This is a genomic window from Salinarimonas sp., from assembly GCF_046292825.1.
GTDB lineage: Bacteria > Pseudomonadota > Alphaproteobacteria > Rhizobiales > Beijerinckiaceae > Salinarimonas.
Map to the genome: position 1 here is coordinate 66,697 of NZ_JBKBQG010000012.1, position 15,062 is coordinate 81,758.

General features: G+C 71.1%; 15 protein-coding genes. 5 read left to right on the forward strand and 10 right to left on the reverse strand.

Annotated features, from left to right (window positions below):
• Position 1: 1 nt before the first annotated feature.
• The 4 genes from ACK4UM_RS08420 (at position 2) to ACK4UM_RS08435 (ending at position 3,330) form a co-directional block, all read left to right on the forward strand.
• Entirely contained in the window at positions 2–580 is a 579-nt protein-coding gene (locus ACK4UM_RS08420; RefSeq protein WP_409797737.1) for an OsmC family protein, read from the forward strand.
• Between the two features lie 2 nt (positions 581–582).
• Positions 583–1,704, forward strand: coding sequence for an acyl-CoA dehydrogenase family protein (locus ACK4UM_RS08425; protein ID WP_409797739.1), 1,122 nt, complete (start codon positions 583–585; stop codon positions 1,702–1,704).
• 612 nt (positions 1,705–2,316) lie between these two features.
• Entirely contained in the window at positions 2,317–2,763 is a 447-nt protein-coding gene (locus ACK4UM_RS08430) for an N-acetyltransferase family protein (protein WP_409797741.1), read from the forward strand.
• A gap of 387 nt (positions 2,764–3,150) precedes the next feature.
• Positions 3,151–3,330 (forward strand): hypothetical protein, encoded by a 180-nt coding sequence (locus ACK4UM_RS08435; protein WP_409797743.1) that lies wholly within the window; start codon positions 3,151–3,153, stop codon positions 3,328–3,330.
• Here the strand turns inward: ACK4UM_RS08435 and ACK4UM_RS08440 are convergent.
• From ACK4UM_RS08440 to ACK4UM_RS08465, 6 genes are all read right to left on the reverse strand, one after another.
• Positions 3,320–4,153, reverse strand: a complete 834-nt coding sequence (locus ACK4UM_RS08440; RefSeq protein ID WP_409797745.1) for a sulfite exporter TauE/SafE family protein — start codon at positions 4,151–4,153, stop codon at positions 3,320–3,322. The two genes, ACK4UM_RS08435 and ACK4UM_RS08440, sit on opposite strands and share 11 nt — an antisense overlap.
• A 79-nt stretch (positions 4,154–4,232) precedes the next feature.
• On the reverse strand, positions 4,233–4,679 hold the full coding sequence (locus tag ACK4UM_RS08445) for a PaaI family thioesterase (RefSeq protein WP_409797747.1): 447 nt from the start codon (positions 4,677–4,679) through the stop codon (positions 4,233–4,235).
• Positions 4,676–5,734 carry a tRNA dihydrouridine(20/20a) synthase DusA gene (gene dusA / locus ACK4UM_RS08450; RefSeq protein ID WP_409797749.1) on the reverse strand — a complete coding sequence of 353 codons (1,059 nt, stop codon included), beginning with the start codon at positions 5,732–5,734 and terminating at the stop codon, positions 4,676–4,678. The genes ACK4UM_RS08445 and dusA overlap by 4 nt, the downstream gene beginning before the upstream one ends.
• Positions 5,735–5,874: 140 nt before the next feature.
• Positions 5,875–6,450 carry a hypothetical protein gene (locus ACK4UM_RS08455; RefSeq protein WP_409797750.1) on the reverse strand — a complete coding sequence of 192 codons (576 nt, stop codon included), beginning with the start codon at positions 6,448–6,450 and terminating at the stop codon, positions 5,875–5,877.
• A 246-nt stretch (positions 6,451–6,696) separates the two neighbouring features.
• The gene (gyrA, locus tag ACK4UM_RS08460; RefSeq protein ID WP_409797752.1) at positions 6,697–9,474 is read right to left on the reverse strand and encodes a DNA gyrase subunit A; all 2,778 of its coding nucleotides are present in this window, start codon (positions 9,472–9,474) and stop codon (positions 6,697–6,699) included.
• A 137-nt stretch (positions 9,475–9,611) separates the two neighbouring features.
• The gene (locus tag ACK4UM_RS08465; RefSeq protein WP_409797754.1) at positions 9,612–10,013 is read right to left on the reverse strand and encodes a DUF2306 domain-containing protein; all 402 of its coding nucleotides are present in this window, start codon (positions 10,011–10,013) and stop codon (positions 9,612–9,614) included.
• A gap of 184 nt (positions 10,014–10,197) precedes the next feature.
• Between ACK4UM_RS08465 and mutL the strand changes: the two genes are divergently transcribed.
• Positions 10,198–12,075 (forward strand): DNA mismatch repair endonuclease MutL, encoded by a 1,878-nt coding sequence (mutL, locus tag ACK4UM_RS08470; protein ID WP_409797796.1) that lies wholly within the window; start codon positions 10,198–10,200, stop codon positions 12,073–12,075.
• Between the two features lie 6 nt (positions 12,076–12,081).
• On the opposite strand, the gene ACK4UM_RS08475 is transcribed toward mutL, so the two are convergent.
• From ACK4UM_RS08475 to ACK4UM_RS08490, 4 genes are all read right to left on the reverse strand, one after another.
• Positions 12,082–12,408, reverse strand: a complete 327-nt coding sequence (locus ACK4UM_RS08475) for a hypothetical protein (protein WP_409797756.1) — start codon at positions 12,406–12,408, stop codon at positions 12,082–12,084.
• 115 nt (positions 12,409–12,523) lie between these two features.
• Positions 12,524–13,399 (reverse strand): NAD-dependent epimerase/dehydratase family protein, encoded by an 876-nt coding sequence (locus ACK4UM_RS08480; protein ID WP_409797758.1) that lies wholly within the window; start codon positions 13,397–13,399, stop codon positions 12,524–12,526.
• Complete coding sequence (locus ACK4UM_RS08485) at positions 13,396–14,160, reverse strand: peptidase (protein ID WP_409797760.1); 765 nt, start codon at positions 14,158–14,160, stop codon at positions 13,396–13,398. The genes ACK4UM_RS08480 and ACK4UM_RS08485 overlap by 4 nt, the downstream gene beginning before the upstream one ends.
• A gap of 39 nt (positions 14,161–14,199) precedes the next feature.
• A complete protein-coding gene (locus ACK4UM_RS08490) occupies positions 14,200–15,048 on the reverse strand; it encodes a transglutaminase domain-containing protein (RefSeq protein ID WP_409797762.1) in 849 nt (282 codons plus the stop codon).
• Positions 15,049–15,062 lie beyond the last annotated feature (14 nt).

Here is a 15,062-nt window from a genome sequence, read left to right on the forward strand (position 1 = left end):
CATGACACGACCCGCGATCGTCCCCACCCGCCTCGACCCCGCAGGAGGCCTCGCGCCGATCGACCGCGACGGGCTCGAGAGGCTCGCCGCCGCCGGCCGGGCCAATCCGAAGGCGGTGCGGACGCTCTCGTGCCGCACGGTCGCGGAGGGGCGTTTCCGCCACCTCAACTTCGTCCGCGATCTCCCGCCCGCGATCATCGACGAGCCGCCGGGGCTGCTCGGCGACGACACCGCACCGAACCCGTCCGAGGCCGTCCTCGCGGCGCTCGGCTCCTGCCTCGCGGTCGGGCTGCACGCGAACGCCGTCCATCGCGGCTGGCGCGTCGAGCGGCTCGAGGTGGCGCTCGAGGGCGATCTGAACATCAGCGCGGTCTGGGGCACGGGGGACACCTCCGACAAGCCCGTCGGGTTCACGCAGGTGCGGGCCGCCGTCACGCTGATCTGCGACGCGCCGCAGGAGGAGGTCGACGCCTTGATCGCGCACGTCACGCGCTTCTCGCCCGTCGCCAACACGCTCACCCGCCCCGTCGAGCTCGTCGTCGCCGCCGCCTCGCCGGCCGAGGTCGGCGCGGGGGCGTGAGCATGCTCGCGATCGACGACGCGCCCCCGCAGGCCGCGCCCGCCGCCGACATGCCCGAGCGCGTGCGCGCGCTCTGCCGGGCGGAGCTCGCGCCCCTCGCCGAGGCGATCGACGCGGGCTTCTACCCGGCGGCGACGATCCGACGGCTCGGGGTGCTGGGCGCCTACCGCGCGCATCTGCCGGACGCCTCGGGGCGGCTCGATCTCGCCGCGGCGATCGCGGCGGCGAGCGCCGTCTCGGAGACCTGCATGGCGACGGGCTTCGTGCATTGGTGCCAGTCGACGCTCGCCTGGTATCTCGGCAACGGCGACAATGCGCGGCTGCGCGACCGCCTCCTCGACGAGGTCGCGTCCGGCCGCCGGCTCGGCGGCACGGGGCTCTCGAACCCGATGAAGTCCTTCTTCGGCATCGAGCGGCTGAAGCTCGAGGGGCGGCGCGTGCCGGGCGGCTACGTCGTGCGCGGGGCGCTGCCGTGGGTGTCCAATCTCGGGCCGGACCACGCCTTCGGCACCGTCTTCGCGGTGGCGGACGAACCCGCGCGGCGCGTGATGTTCCTCGCCGAATGCGACGCGCCGGGGGTCTCGCTCCACCCGTGCGAGCCCTTCCTCGCGATGGACGGGACGGCGACCTACGCCGTGCGCTTCCGCGACGTCTTCGTGCCGGACGCGAACGTCCTCGCCGATCCGTGCGCGGCCTATGTGGAGCGCATCCGCGCGGGCTTCGTGCTCCTCCAGACCGGCATGGGCATCGGGCTGATGCGCGATTGCCTCGCGATCATGCGCGAGGTCCGCCCCGCGCTCGGCCACGTCAACCGCTACCTCACCGATCAGCCGGAGGATCTCGCCGAGGCCCTCGCCGCGATCGAGGCGCTCGTCGCGCGCCTCGCGCGGACGCCGTACGACCCGTCCGCCGCCTATTTCCGGGAGGTCGTCGAGGCGCGGCTGCGCTGCGGCGAGGGGGCGTTGCATTTCGCGCAGGCGGCGCTGCTGCACGCGGGCGCGCGCGGCTTCGTGCGCAAGAGCCGCGTCCAACGCCGGCTGCGCGAGGCCGCCTTCTTCGCGATCGTGACGCCGGCGACGAAGCAGCTGCGCAAGATGCTCGCCGACATGGACGGACAGCACTAACGACCACCGTATCGGCGCTCCCTTTCCTTCCCCTCGGAGCTCGTGAATCCTCCGGAGGTTGTCATTCTGGGCCGCGAAGCGCCCGGGACCCATATCCGCGACGGTCGTACGAGCGCGCATGCCGCGCTCGTTCCGCTACATTTGAGCAGCTTCCGTTAGAGAAACGCAGCCTACAGGCTGCGACTGAGACGTGGTGGATATGGGGGTCCCGGATCGCCCTCTATCGTCCTGGATTGTCAGTCGCGTCGACAGCGTGAGTGCTCCAACGGTGTCATCCCCGGCCGGAGGTCGCTTGCGACCGGAGGGGAAGGGGACCCAGCACAGGAAGACGCTTGCGGAGCAAGCGCTCGCGCCGCCGACGAGGCGGCTGGTCGCCGCCGCAAGTGCTTGCTCCACAAGCGATTTTCGTGCTGGGCCCCCTTCCCCTGCGCACGCTACGCGTGCTCCGGCCGGGGATGACACGGGGGAGCTCTCGCCCCATCGGCGCGACTGACTTGATGACACCGCGACAAAAGCTTTTCAAACTTGTCAGCGCGTGGCGTCCGGGGGAAAACCGATGCCGAGCGGCCGCGCTTCACGGCGCGCCGCATGCGATCGGGAGGAGGCTCGGGGATGGCTGTCGAGATCGTGCCGCTGACGGCGCAGGATTACGAGGATTGGGCGCCGCTCTGGGCGGGCTATCTCGCCTTCTACGAGGCTCGGGTCAGCCCCGAGACGACGCGCCTCACCTTCTCGCGCCTGACCGACCCGGCCGTGCCGGAGATGGGCTCGTTCCTCGCGCGGCTCGACGGCGTCGCGGTCGGCATGACGAACTACGTCTTCCACCGCTCGACCTGGACGGAGGGGGATTATTGCTACCTGCAGGACCTGTTCGTCGCGCCCGATCGGCGCGTCGGCGGCATCGGCCGGGCGCTGATCGATGCGGTGACCGAGGAGGCCCGCGCCCGCGGCGCCTCGCGCGTGCACTGGCTCACCCACGAGACGAACGCGACCGCGATGCGCCTCTACGACGCGTGCGCGCAACGCTCGGGCTTCGTGCAATATCGCCGGCTTCTCTGAAACGGCGAGCGTTCGCGGAACCTTGACCGCTCGCGGCCGTTGTCCCGGCATGACCCATCAGCATGCCCGAAATCCGCGCCGCGCCGCCCGCCTCGTCTGCGCGGCCGGCGCCCTCGCGCTCCTCGCCGCCTGCGGCGAGGTGCAGACGGCTGGCGAGGAGCCGGTCATCGACGAGAGCCAGATGGCGATCGCCCAGGAGGCGGTCCCCGGTCTCGATCTGCCTGCGGTCGAGGCGCCCGCCATTCCCCCGCCGAGCGCGCACGTCGCGCTCAATCCGGGCGTCTACGAGGCGAACGGGATCACGATCGAGCTGACCGGCGGTCGCTTCGACCTCGCCGCGGCGCGCTCGAGGCGCAGGCGAGCGGGCGCTTCGAGGTCGCCGACGGCGTGCTCGTCCTCCATCTCGTCGAGGGCGAGAGCGGCGCGCTCGACTTTCCCGTCTCCTGCCTCATGAGCCGCGCGGGACCCGCGATCCGCTTCCACGAGCCGCAGGAGGGCTCCTGTCAGGATCTCGCCGGCCTCGACTTCGTCCGCCGCGCCCCGCTCGGCAGCGATTTCATCCGCTGATCATCGCGTAGAGGAAGCGCGCCGAGACGATCGCGAGGAAGAGGCCGAAGGCGATCTCGAGCTTGCGCTTGGGCCAGGCATGGGCGAGGTTCACGCCGATCTGGGCGGTGAGCAGGCTCGTCGGCACGATCAGCGCGAAGCCGAGCAGCGAGACGAAGCCGATCGCGTCCGGCGGCCTCCCCTCGATGCCGAGCCCGGCGATCACGTAGCCGATCGCGCCGGGGATCGAGATGATGACGCCGAGCCCGGCCGACGTCGCCACCGCCTGGTGGATGCCGCGCCCGTGCAGCGTCATCAGGAGGTTCGAGATCTGCCCGCCGCCGATGCCCATCAGCGAGGAGGCGAGCCCGATGAAGGCGCCGTAGACGCGCAGCAAGATGCCCTTCGGCAGATCCGCCGCGATGCGCCAGGTCTCGCGGCCGAAGGTCAGCTTGAACGCGTTGAAGCCCGCCACCACCACGAAGACGAGCTGGAACACCCACGGCTCCGCGAAGCGCGCGAGCGCCGAGCCGACGAGCACGCCGACGACGACCGGCAGCGCCCACGCCTTCAGGAGGTCCGTGTCGACGGCGCCCTTGGCGAGATGGCCGCGGAAGGAGCGGATCGAGGTCGGGATGATGATCGCGAGCGAGGTGCCGACCGCGAGCGGCATGCGCACCTCGTCGTCCACGCCGACGAGCCGGAAGACCTCGAACAGCACCGGCACGATCACCGCGCCCCCGCCGACGCCGAACAGCCCGGCGAGCACGCCCGTGATCGCGCCCGCCGCGAGGAGGCCGGCGGCGAGCATCGCGAGGTCGCCGAAGGGGACACCGAGGAACATGCGAAAGGCGCCTTTGACGGTTTTGACGCCGCGGTATGCGGGTTTTCCCGAGTGCGCGCAAGCGCCGGGCCGGCGCCGTTCAGTCCACGACGCCTTGGCGATTCTCCACGGCGACCAGCGTCGCGGTCAGCAGCGCGACGGTGCGGGTGCGATCCCCCTCGATGGCCTCGACCTCGGCCTGGGCGATGGTGAGGAGGCGGCCCGATTTCACGACGCGCCCGCGCGCGACGAGCCGGTCGCCGGACGCCGGCGCCATCAGATTGATCTTGAACTCGGCGGTGAGCACGCCCCTGCCCTCCGGCATCAGCGTGAGCCCGGCATAGCCGGCGGCCGAATCCGCGATCGTCGCGACGATGCCGGCATGGACGAAGCCGTGCTGCTGGGAGACGCGCGGGGTGATCTCGAGGCCGATCTCGACCGCGCCCGCCGCGACCGACAGGAGCCGCGCGCCGATCGTCTCCATCACCGTCTGCCGGGCGAAGCTCGCCTCGACGCGCGCGCGGGCGATCGCGACATCCGCGCTCATGCCGCGTCCTCGAGCGCCCCGCGGCGCACATGCGCCACCGCCGCGCGCAGGGTCTCGAGCCCGGCCCCGGGCTTCACCGCCTCGGTCGCGAGGTGGCGGCGATAGGCGCGCGCGCCGGGGCGTCCGGAAAAGAGGCCGAGCATGTGGCGGGTGATCGAGGCGAGCCGCACGCCCTGCGCGAGCCGCGCGGCGATGTAGGGCTCGTAGGCCTCGATCGCCTCGAAGCCGTCCGCGACGGGCGGCGCCTCGCCGAACAGCTCCGGGTCGACGCGCAGGAGGAGTTCGGGGTCCTGATAGGCGGCGCGACCGAGCATCACCCCGTCGAGGCGCACGCCGTCCGCCTCCGCGAGCTCGGCCTTGGCCCGATCGATCGACTTCAGCCCGCCATTGAGCGCGATCGGCAGGCCGGGGCGATCGCGCTTGAGGCGGCGCACGCGGGCATAATCGAGGGGCGGCACGTCGCGGTTCTCCTTCGGCGAGAGCCCCTGCAGCCAGGCCTTACGCGCGTGCACGATCAGCGCGTCCGTGCCCGCCGCGACGACGGCCTCGGCGAGCGCGTCGAGCGCGGCCTGCGGGTCCTGGTCGTCGACGCCGATGCGGCACTTGACGGTCACCGGCACGGACACCGCCGCCTTCATCGCCGCGACGCAATCGCCGACGAGCCCCGGCTCGCGCATCAGACAGGCGCCGAAGCGTCCGTCCTGCACGCGGTCCGAGGGGCAGCCGACATTCAGGTTCACCTCGTCGTAGCCGAATTCCTCGACGCAGATCCGCGCCGCCTCGGCGAGATCGCCGGGATCCGACCCGCCGAGCTGCACGGCCACGGGGTGCTCGCTCGCGTCGTAGCCGAGGAGCCGCTGCCGCGGCCCGTGGATCACGGCGCCGGTCGTGACCATTTCGGTATAGAGGAGCGCCCGGCGCGAGAGCACGCGATGGAAGGCGCGACAATGGCTGTCCGTCCAGTCCATCATGGGCGCGACGGAGAAGCGCCAGGGGCTCGCGGCCCCGGGCTCCTCGGCTCGCACCAGATCGTCCTCGCCTGCGCGCTCGTTCATTCTGTCGGCCTACCCTCGTCGCTTCACGCTCCGAGAGATGGGGACGCAGCGGGAGCGAGAAAAGCGGAATTGGTTTGGGGCGTTGTAGCCGAGAGCGGTCGAGAGTGCGAGACGGAACCGGAGACGGCGCGCCTCCTCGATCAAGCGGGTCCGATCCGACGCGCCGGTTCCGCTCCAGCCGCCCGGCTCGGCGCGAACCATTCCGAAAGCGGCTGTCCGTCCGACGTCTTGACGAGCGAATCGAAGAATTGCAGGTCCGCGGCCAGAGCGTTCGGGTCGTCGCACCGCCGGATGAGGCCGCCGAGGAAGCTGACGCAATCGAAAGTCTCGCCGGCGAGAAAGCCGTTCGCCGTATCGACGACCTTGCCTGCCGGATCGACCTTGAAATAGAGCAGGCGGTAAGTCATGCGCCTCTGCTCGGCGCCGATCAGACCACCGAGGTGGAAGCCTTGGGCGTGGCCCTGACTGCGGACGAGATGTCGCTCGAGGCGCATGCCGTTCGGCAGTCGAGAACCCCCGATGCGGTTTCCGATCAGCGGCTGCTGTGCGCCCAGCCGGATCACATCCATCTGCCTCACGAGATCGGCATAATCGCGTCCGACGAAGACGCGCATGACCATGTTGTCCACACCGCGATTGAAATCGGCGGTGCTCTGACAGCCGCCGAGGGCCGACACACAGAGCAACAACACCAAGACCGACGCCACGCGCTTCATCAGGCTTCCTCGACGAACGAGCGCAACCGGGACGCTGCGCAGCGGACGTCTTACGGCCTGAAGATTACCGGCACGGAAAAGCGGAATCGAGAATTTGCCATCAGCAGCGCCTATAGGCTGCGTCCTGCATCGGTTCCCTGATTGCGAGGAACGAGCGCGCATGCGCGCTCGATCTGACTGTCGGGGTTCTCGGTTCCGGGCTCGCTTCGCGCCCCGGAATGACGGATTGAGGAGGTTTGCGAGATCTCACCCCTCCCCGCCATTCTCCCCGTTGCCATCGCCGCCGTCCACGACCTCGCTCTCCGTCCCGCCCGCGATGTGCTCGACGGAGACGACGTGCTCGCCCTCGGCCGTGTCGAACACGATCACGCCTTGCGTCGAGCGGCCGGCGATGCGGATGCCGTCGACGGGGACGCGGATCGTCTGGCCACGGTCGGTGATGAGCATCACCTGATCGTGCTGCTCGACGGGGAAGGAGGAGACGAGGCGGCCGTTGCGGTCGTTCGTCACCATGGCGACGATGCCCTTGCCGCCGCGCCCGGTCACCCGGTACTCGAAGGACGAGGTGCGCTTGCCGTAGCCGTTGACGGAGAGCGTGAGCACGAATTGCTCGGCCGCGCCCATCTCGGCATAGCGCTCCTGGCCGAGCTCGATATCGGCCGTCGCCTCCTCGCCGTCGCCGTTGCCGTTCGCCGGAGCCTCCTCCGGTCCCTCGGCGCCGGACGCGCGGCGCATGGCGGAGGCGTAGCGCAGATAGGCCTGACGCTCCTCGGCGGAGGCCTCGAAATGGCGCAGGATCGCGAGCGAGATCACCCGGTCGTCGCGCGAGAGCGTGATGCCGCGCACGCCGGTCGAATCGCGGCCCTTGAAGACGCGCACCTCCGGCACCGCGAAGCGGATGCACTGGCCGCCGGCGGTGGTGAGCAGCACGTCGTCGTCGACCGAGCAGACCTGCACGTCGACGATGGAATCGCCCTCGTCGAGCTTCATCGCGATCTTGCCGGCGCGGTTCACCTGGACGAAGTCGGAGAGCTTGTTGCGGCGCACGTTGCCGGCGGCGGTGGCGAACATCACGTCGAACGCTTCCCAGCTGTCCTCGTCCTCGGGAAGCGGCATGATCGTGGTGATGCGCTCGTCCTCCTGCAGAGGCAGGAGATTGACGAGCGCCTTGCCGCGGGCATTGGGCGCGCCGACGGGCAGCCGCCAGATCTTTTCCTTGTAGACCTGGCCCCTCGAGGAGAAGAACAGAACCGGCGAATGCGTGCTCGCGATGAACAGGCGCGAGACGAAATCCTCCTCGCGCGTCGCCATGCCGGAGCGTCCCTTGCCGCCGCGGCGCTGGGCGCGATAGGTCGAGAGCGGCACGCGCTTGATGTAGCCCATGTGCGACACGGTCACGACCATGTCCTCGCGGGCGATCAGGTCCTCGACGTCGAACTCGCCCTCGGCCTCCACGATCTCGGTGCGGCGCGGGCTGGCATAGGCCTCGCGCACCTGCGCGAGCTCGTCGCGGATGATGCCGAGGATGCGCGCGCGCGAGCGCAGGATGTCGAGATAATCGGCGATCTCGGACGCGAGCTTCTGCAATTCGTCGCCGATCTCGTCGCGGCCGAGCGCCGTGAGGCGCTGCAAGCGCAGATCGAGGATGGCGCGCGCCTGGACCTCGGAGAGGCGGTAGGTGCCGTCCTCCGCCACGCGGTGCAGCGGATCGTCGACGAGCGCGATGAGGGGCGCGATGTCGAGGGCCGGCCAATCGCGCTCCATCAGCGCCTCGCGGGCGCTGTTGGGATCGGGCGAGGTGCGGATGAGGCGGATGACCTCGTCGATGTTCGCCACCGCGATCGCGAGACCGCAGAGCACGTGGGCGCGGTCGCGCGCCTTGGCGAGCAGGAATTTGGTGCGCCGGGAGACGACTTCCTCGCGGAAATCGACGAAGGCGCGGATGAGGTCCTTGAGGTTCATCACCTCGGGGCGCCCGCCGTTGAGCGCGACGAGGTTCGCTCCGAAGGTCGTCTGGAGCGGCGTGTAGCGGTAGAGCTGGTTGAGGACGACGTCCGCCACCGCGTCGCGCTTGAGTTCGATGACGATGCGCATGCCGTCGCGGTTCGATTCGTCGCGCAGGTCCGAGATTCCCTCGACGCGCTTCTCGCGCACGAGATCGGCGATGCGCTCGATCAGCGAGGCCTTGTTCACCTGATAGGGGATCTCGGTGACGATGATCGCCTCGCGATCCTTGCGGATCTCCTCGACCTCGGCCTTGGCGCGCATCACGATCGAGCCGCGGCCCGTGTGATAGGCCGAGCGGATGCCGGCGCGGCCGAGGATCATGCCCGCGGTCGGGAAATCGGGGCCGGGCACGATCTCGATCAGGTCGTCGATCGAGATGCCCGGATCGTCGATATAGGCGAGGCAGGCGTCGACCACCTCGCCGAGATTGTGCGGCGGGATGTTCGTCGCCATGCCGACCGCGATGCCGCCGCCGCCATTGACGAGGAGATTGGGGAAGCGCGCCGGCAGGACGAGCGGCTCGCGCTCCTTGCCGTCGTAATTGGGGCCGAAATCGACAGTGTCCTTGTCGATGTCGTCGAGGAGCGCGATCGCGGGCTTGGCGAGGCGGCACTCGGTGTAGCGCATCGCCGCCGCCGGATCGCCGTCGACCGAGCCGAAATTCCCCTGCCCGTCGATCAGCGGCAGCCGCATCGAGAAGGGCTGCGCCATGCGCACGAGCGCGTCGTAGATCGCCGAATCGCCGTGCGGGTGGTACTTGCCCATCACGTCGCCGACGACGCGCGCGCATTTCACGTAAGCCCGCTCGGGGAGATAGCCGCTCTCGTGCATGGCGTAGAGGATGCGCCGGTGCACGGGCTTGAGCCCGTCGCGCGCATCGGGCAGCGCGCGGCTCACGATCACGCTCATGGCGTAATCGAGATAGGACTTCTTCATCTCCTCGACGATGGAGACGGCCTTGACGTCGCCGCCGGGGGGCGGGGCGTCGCCAGGATTCTTCGGATCGTTCTCGGCCAAGGTCGGGGTCTCGGGCTCTTGTTCGGGAGGGCGGGAGACGGGGTCGCGAAGGCGCTCCGATTCCGCGCGAGATCAACGCTTCAAGTGGCCTGTCGCGGGCGCGAATGCAAGCGCGTAAAGGACGTGCGCGCGGCTTCTCAACCGAAAACGACCCGGTGCATCAACCGCCCCGGCAGGAGCGTGAAGGCGCCCGTCACCACGAGCGCGAAGACGTAGATCATCCACATCGTGGTGCGGTGGTGCACGATCATCCGCCGCCTGGCCGCGAGCACGCCGAGGATCACCATTACGGTCGTGAAGGCGGAGAGGCCGTGGATCCAGCTGAACGGGCCGAGGAGCGGGCGGTAGACGAAGCCGAAGGAGGAGAGCGTGACGACGAGCATCAGGGCCGCCCACGCATAGCCGAGGGCGCGGTGCACGGCCTTGCCCGTCCGCATCGGGCTCGCGAGCTGGACGGCGCCGAGGAGGAGGGCCGCGAGCGCGGCCAGCGTGTGGACCTGGACGAGGATCGGCTCGGCGAGAAGGGGGGCGAGGCTCATCGCGGGTCTCCGCAGATCGATGTAACGAGCATTAACATGATCGGACGCCCGTGGACAAGCCGCTTCGCGCGACATGCGCGCCCCTCCTCCCGCGCCCCGATCCGCGCTAGTGTCTTCCCTCCCCTCACCCCGATTCGGCCGGTCAGGACGAGACCCGATGAGCGACACGGCCCGCACGGCCGCAATGGAGAGCGAAGCCGAAGCGGCGCAGGCGGCGCCCGGCGGCGTGCGCCTCCTCGACGCCGTCCTCGTCGACCGGATCGCCGCGGGCGAGGTCGTCGAGCGGCCGGCTTCTGCGGTCAAGGAGCTCGTCGAGAACGCGATCGACGCGGGCGCCCGCGCGATCTCGGTCGAGATCGTCGCCGGCGGGCGGCGGCTGATCCGGGTCACGGACGACGGCAGCGGCATGTCGGCGCGCGATCTCGCGCTCGCGGTCGAGCGCCACGCCACCTCGAAGCTGCCCGAAGGCGACCTCACCGACATCCGCACGCTGGGCTTCCGCGGCGAGGCTCTGCCCTCGATCGGCGCGGTGAGCCGGCTGTCGATCCTCACCCGCGCCCGCGGCGCGACCTCCGGCCTCTCGCTCCTCGTCGATGCGGGCGCGAAGGGCGAGGTCCGCCCCGCCCCCGCCATGCCGGGCACCCGCATCGAGGTGACGGATCTCTTCGCGGCGACGCCCGCGCGGCTGAAATTCCTGAAGAGCGACCGCGCAGAAGCCATCGCCGTCGCGGAGGTGGTCAAGCGCCTCGCGGTCGCCCATCCCGAGATCCGCTTCGCCTTCTCCGGCGAGGGCGCGGGCGCGCTCGCCTGCCCGCCCGAGGCGCCGGGGCCCGACGGGCTCGCGCGGCGGCTCGCCAAGGTGATCGGACGCGACTTCCCCGAGAATTCGGTCGCGCTCGAAGCGGCGCGGGAGGGCTTCGCCCTGTCGGGGCTCATCGGCCTGCCGACCTTCCACCGCGGCAGCGCGCAGGCGATCCATTTCGTCGTCAACGGCCGCCCCGTCCGCGACAAGCTCCTCCTGTCGGCGGTGCGCGGCGGCTATGCGGACGTGATGCCCGGCGATCGGCACCCGGCGCTCGCTCTGTTCGTGACCTGCGATCCGCGCATGGTCGACGTCAACGTCCACCCGGCGAAGACGGAGGTGCGCTTCCGCGATCCCGGGCTCGTGCGCGCGCTCGTCGTCTCGGCGATCCGCGAGGCGCTGGCGAAAGCGGGGTTTCGCGCGGCGACGACGGGGGGCGCGCAGGCGCTCGAGGCGTTGCGCGTCCATTCCGGCCGCAGCCTTTACGCCCCGCCGGCGCGCGCGAGCCTGCCGCGCACGGACATCGCCCGCTCCTGGCAGGCGCCGCTCGACGGTCTCGGCGAGGAGCGCGCCGCGGGCGGCTTCGGCGAGGCGGCGCAGGCCGCCTTCGGCCTCGCGCCTTCGGCGGATGCGCGCGCGCACGCGGCCGAGCCCGCGCCCGAGGCGCTCGACCACCCGCTCGGCGCCGCCCGCGCGCAGATCCACGAGACCTACATCCTCGCCCAGACCCGCGACGGCATGGTCCTCGTCGACATGCATGCGGCGCACGAACGCCTCGTCTACGAGCGGTTGAAGCGGGAACGGGCGGGGGCCGCCATCGCGCGGCAGATGCTGCTCGTGCCGGAGATCGTCGAGCTCGAGGCGTCGGATGTCGGCCGTCTCGCCGAGGCCGCCGACGAGCTGTCCGCCCACGGCCTCGTTCTCGAGCCCTTCGGCCCGGGCGCCGTGTGCGTGCGCGAGCACCCCGCCGCGCTCGGCCGGCCGAACCTCGCCACCCTCGTGCGCGATCTCGCCGACGCCCTCGCCGAGAGCGAGGACGACGCCGTCGGCGAGGCGCTCGAGCGACGCCGGGAGGCCATCCTGTCGCGGATGGCCTGCCACGGCTCGATCCGCTCGGGGCGGCGGCTCAAGCCGGAGGAGATGGACGCGCTCCTGCGCGAGATGGAGGCGACGCCCCTCTCCGGCCAGTGCAATCACGGCCGCCCGACCTATGTCGAGCTCAAGCTCGCCGACATCGAGCGGCTGTTCGGGCGGCGCTGATCCGCGTCAGGCGACGTCCTGCGCCTCGATCCCGCGGCGGTCGCGCTCCTTGTTGACGCGCTTGAGCGCGGCGGCGAGCACCGCGGCCTTCTCGCGGCTGCCGGAATTGTCGGAGGCCGGCGTCGCGCCGGCGGGCGCGGCCTTGCGGCGCATCTCGCGGCGCTGGCGCTTCGCGATGTCGAGCGCGCGGTCGCGGCGCTCGCGCAGCCGCGCGACGAGCTTCGAGAGCTCGCCGTCGGCGACGCCCTTGAGCGCCGGGTGGTGGCTCTGCGCGACGAGCTCCTTCTCGTCCTTGTCGAGCACGCGCTCCTCGACCTTACGCGACCGGCCCATGATCTTCTCCTCGTCTCGTCTTCTGATGCTCGCCGCGCGAAACCCGCGCGATTCGGGGGCGCACGTTAGGCCGGCGCGGTGCGCGGGCGCAAGGCGTCGGTCGCGGACTGGCGCCTCAACGCGCCCCCTCCTCCGCGAGGCAGGCCGCGAGGCCCTCGCGATAGCTGGGGTAGAGGAGCTGCACGCCGAGCTCGCCCTTCAGCCGCGCGTTCGAGACGCGGCGATTGGCGGCGTAGAATTCCCGCGCCATCTCGCTCATCTGCGCCTCCTCGAAGGGGATCTCCGGGGGCGGCTCGATGCCGATCAGCGTGGCGGCGTGGGCGATCACGTCCTGCGGCGGGCAGGGCTCGTCGTCGCAGACATTGTAGACGGCGCCGGTCTGCGCCTTCTCCAGCGCCGCGAGCGCCGCCTGCGCGATGTCGGCGACGTGGATGCGGTTGAAGACCTGGCCCGGCTTGACGATCCGCCGCGCGGTGCCCGCGCGCAGCTGCTCGATCGCGTTGCGGCCCGGCCCGTAGATGCCCCCGAGCCGCAGGCTCGCCGCGCGCTTGCCCGCCCGCGTGCCGAGCGCCGCCCAATCCTCCTCCGCCGCGAGCCGGGCGCGGGTGCGCGGATTGTCGGGCCGCGGCGGCGTCGTCTCGTCGACCCAGGCGCCGCCGTGATCGCCGTAGACGCCGAGCGTCGAGAGATAGACGATCGCCGACACGCGCGGGCTCTGCGCGATCGCGTCGCCGAACGCCGCGAGCGCCGGATCCTCGCCGCCGCGCGGCGGGATCGAGATCAGGACGGCGTCGGCCTGCGCGAGATCCTCCACGATGCGCGGATCGGCGCTCGCCCCGTCGAAGAGGCGCGCCTCGACGCCCTGCGCCTCGAGCGCGCGGGCCTTCTCGGGCGTGCGCACCGTCCCGACGACGCGCGCGAAGCCGCCGCCCCGCGCGGTCTCGTCGGCGCTGAAGCCGTAGCCGAAGACGAACAGGGTCGCGCCTCTCATCGGCCCTGCCCGTCGGTGCGCTGCGCGGCGTAAGGCGGCCGCGGGATCGCCATGTGCGCGGCGCGCAGAGCCGCCGACCAGCGCTCGCGCAGATCGTGGAAATAGGGCTCGCCCGCCTCGATGCGGTGGACGAGTTCCGAGCGCAGCGTGTCGCGGCGCATGACGAGCACGTCGATCGGCAGCCCGACGCCGATATTCGACCGCATCGTCGAATCCATCGAGATCAGGCCGATCTTGAGCGCATCGTAGATGTCGGAGCCGAAGGTCACCGCCCGATCGAGGATCGGCTTGCCGTATTTGTGCTCGCCGATCTGCAGGAACGGCGCGTCCTGGCCGCATTCGATGAAGTTGCCGGCGGCGTAGATCATGAACAGCCGCATGCCCCCGCCCGCGAGCTGGCCGCCGAACAGGAACGACACGTCGAAATTGATGCCCGCCTCCTCGAGGCCCGGCCCGTGCACGGCGCGCACCTCCCGGATCGCCCGCCCGACGAGCTCGGCCGCCTTGAACATGCTCGTCTGGTCGGCGAGCCGCTGCACGCCGCCCTCGGCGGGATCCTCGAGCCCCTCGACGAGGAGGCTCACCACGTTCTGCGAGACCGACAGGTTGCCCGCGCTCGCGAGCGCCATGACGCCGACGCCCGGGCGCTCGATGACGGTCAGCTTGCGGAAGGTGGAGACGTTGTCGAGCCCCGCATTCGTGCGGGTGTCGGCGATCATCACGAGGCCCTGGTCGACCAGGAGACCGACGCAATAGGTCATGGCTCATGCATTCCGGTGGCGGCGGACGGCGCGTGCGCGTCAGGCCTGCGATTGCGATTGGGACTGGTCGCCCCGTGGCGACGGCTCGGCCACCGCGATGCGGACCTCGAGCGTCTCCGCGCCGCCGCCGTAGCGGCTGCCGCGGATCGGAGCGGCGCCGAGATAGTCGAGCCCGACGGCGACGCGCACGTGCGCGGGCGTCGCGCACAGGCCGTGGGCCGGGTCGAAGGCGACCCAGCCGAGACGGTCCACCTTCGCTTCCGCCCAGGCATGCGCGGCCTCCTGCTCGACGATTCCGTCGGCACGGCACAGATAGCCCGAGACGTAGCGCGCGGGAATGCCGAAATGGCGCGCGGAAGCGATGAAGACGTGGGCGAGGTCCTGGCAGACGCCGCGCCCGAGCGCGAAGGCCTCCGCCGCGCTCGTCGCCGCGCTCGTCGGCTTCGTGTCGAAGGCGACGCGCGCGTGGATCGCGTCGTTGAGCCGGTGGAGCGCGGTCAGCGGGTCCGCGCGGCTCGCGCCGGCGACGGACTCGGCGAAATCGCGGATCGCGTCGGAGGCCTGCGTCAGGCGCGTCTCGCGCAGCCAATAGAGATCGGGCGCGCGCTCGATCGCGCCGCGCACGACGCCCGCCGTGTCGTCGGTCTCCACCTCGCCGCGCACGCGAACGACGAGGCCGTCGGCCCCCGCATCGGCCGCGAAATGGTGCACGATGTTGCCGAGCGGGTCCTCGCCGGCGCGCAGCGCGCCCTCGATCGAGGGCTCGATGCGCCAGCGCAGGACGTGCTGGCCGACATGGCCGCGCGGCGTCATCCGCAGCACCTGCAGGAGCGCGCGCACGGGCTCCTCGTAGACGTAGCGTGTCTCGTGCTCGATGCGGATGCGCATGCGCCGCCCCCTCC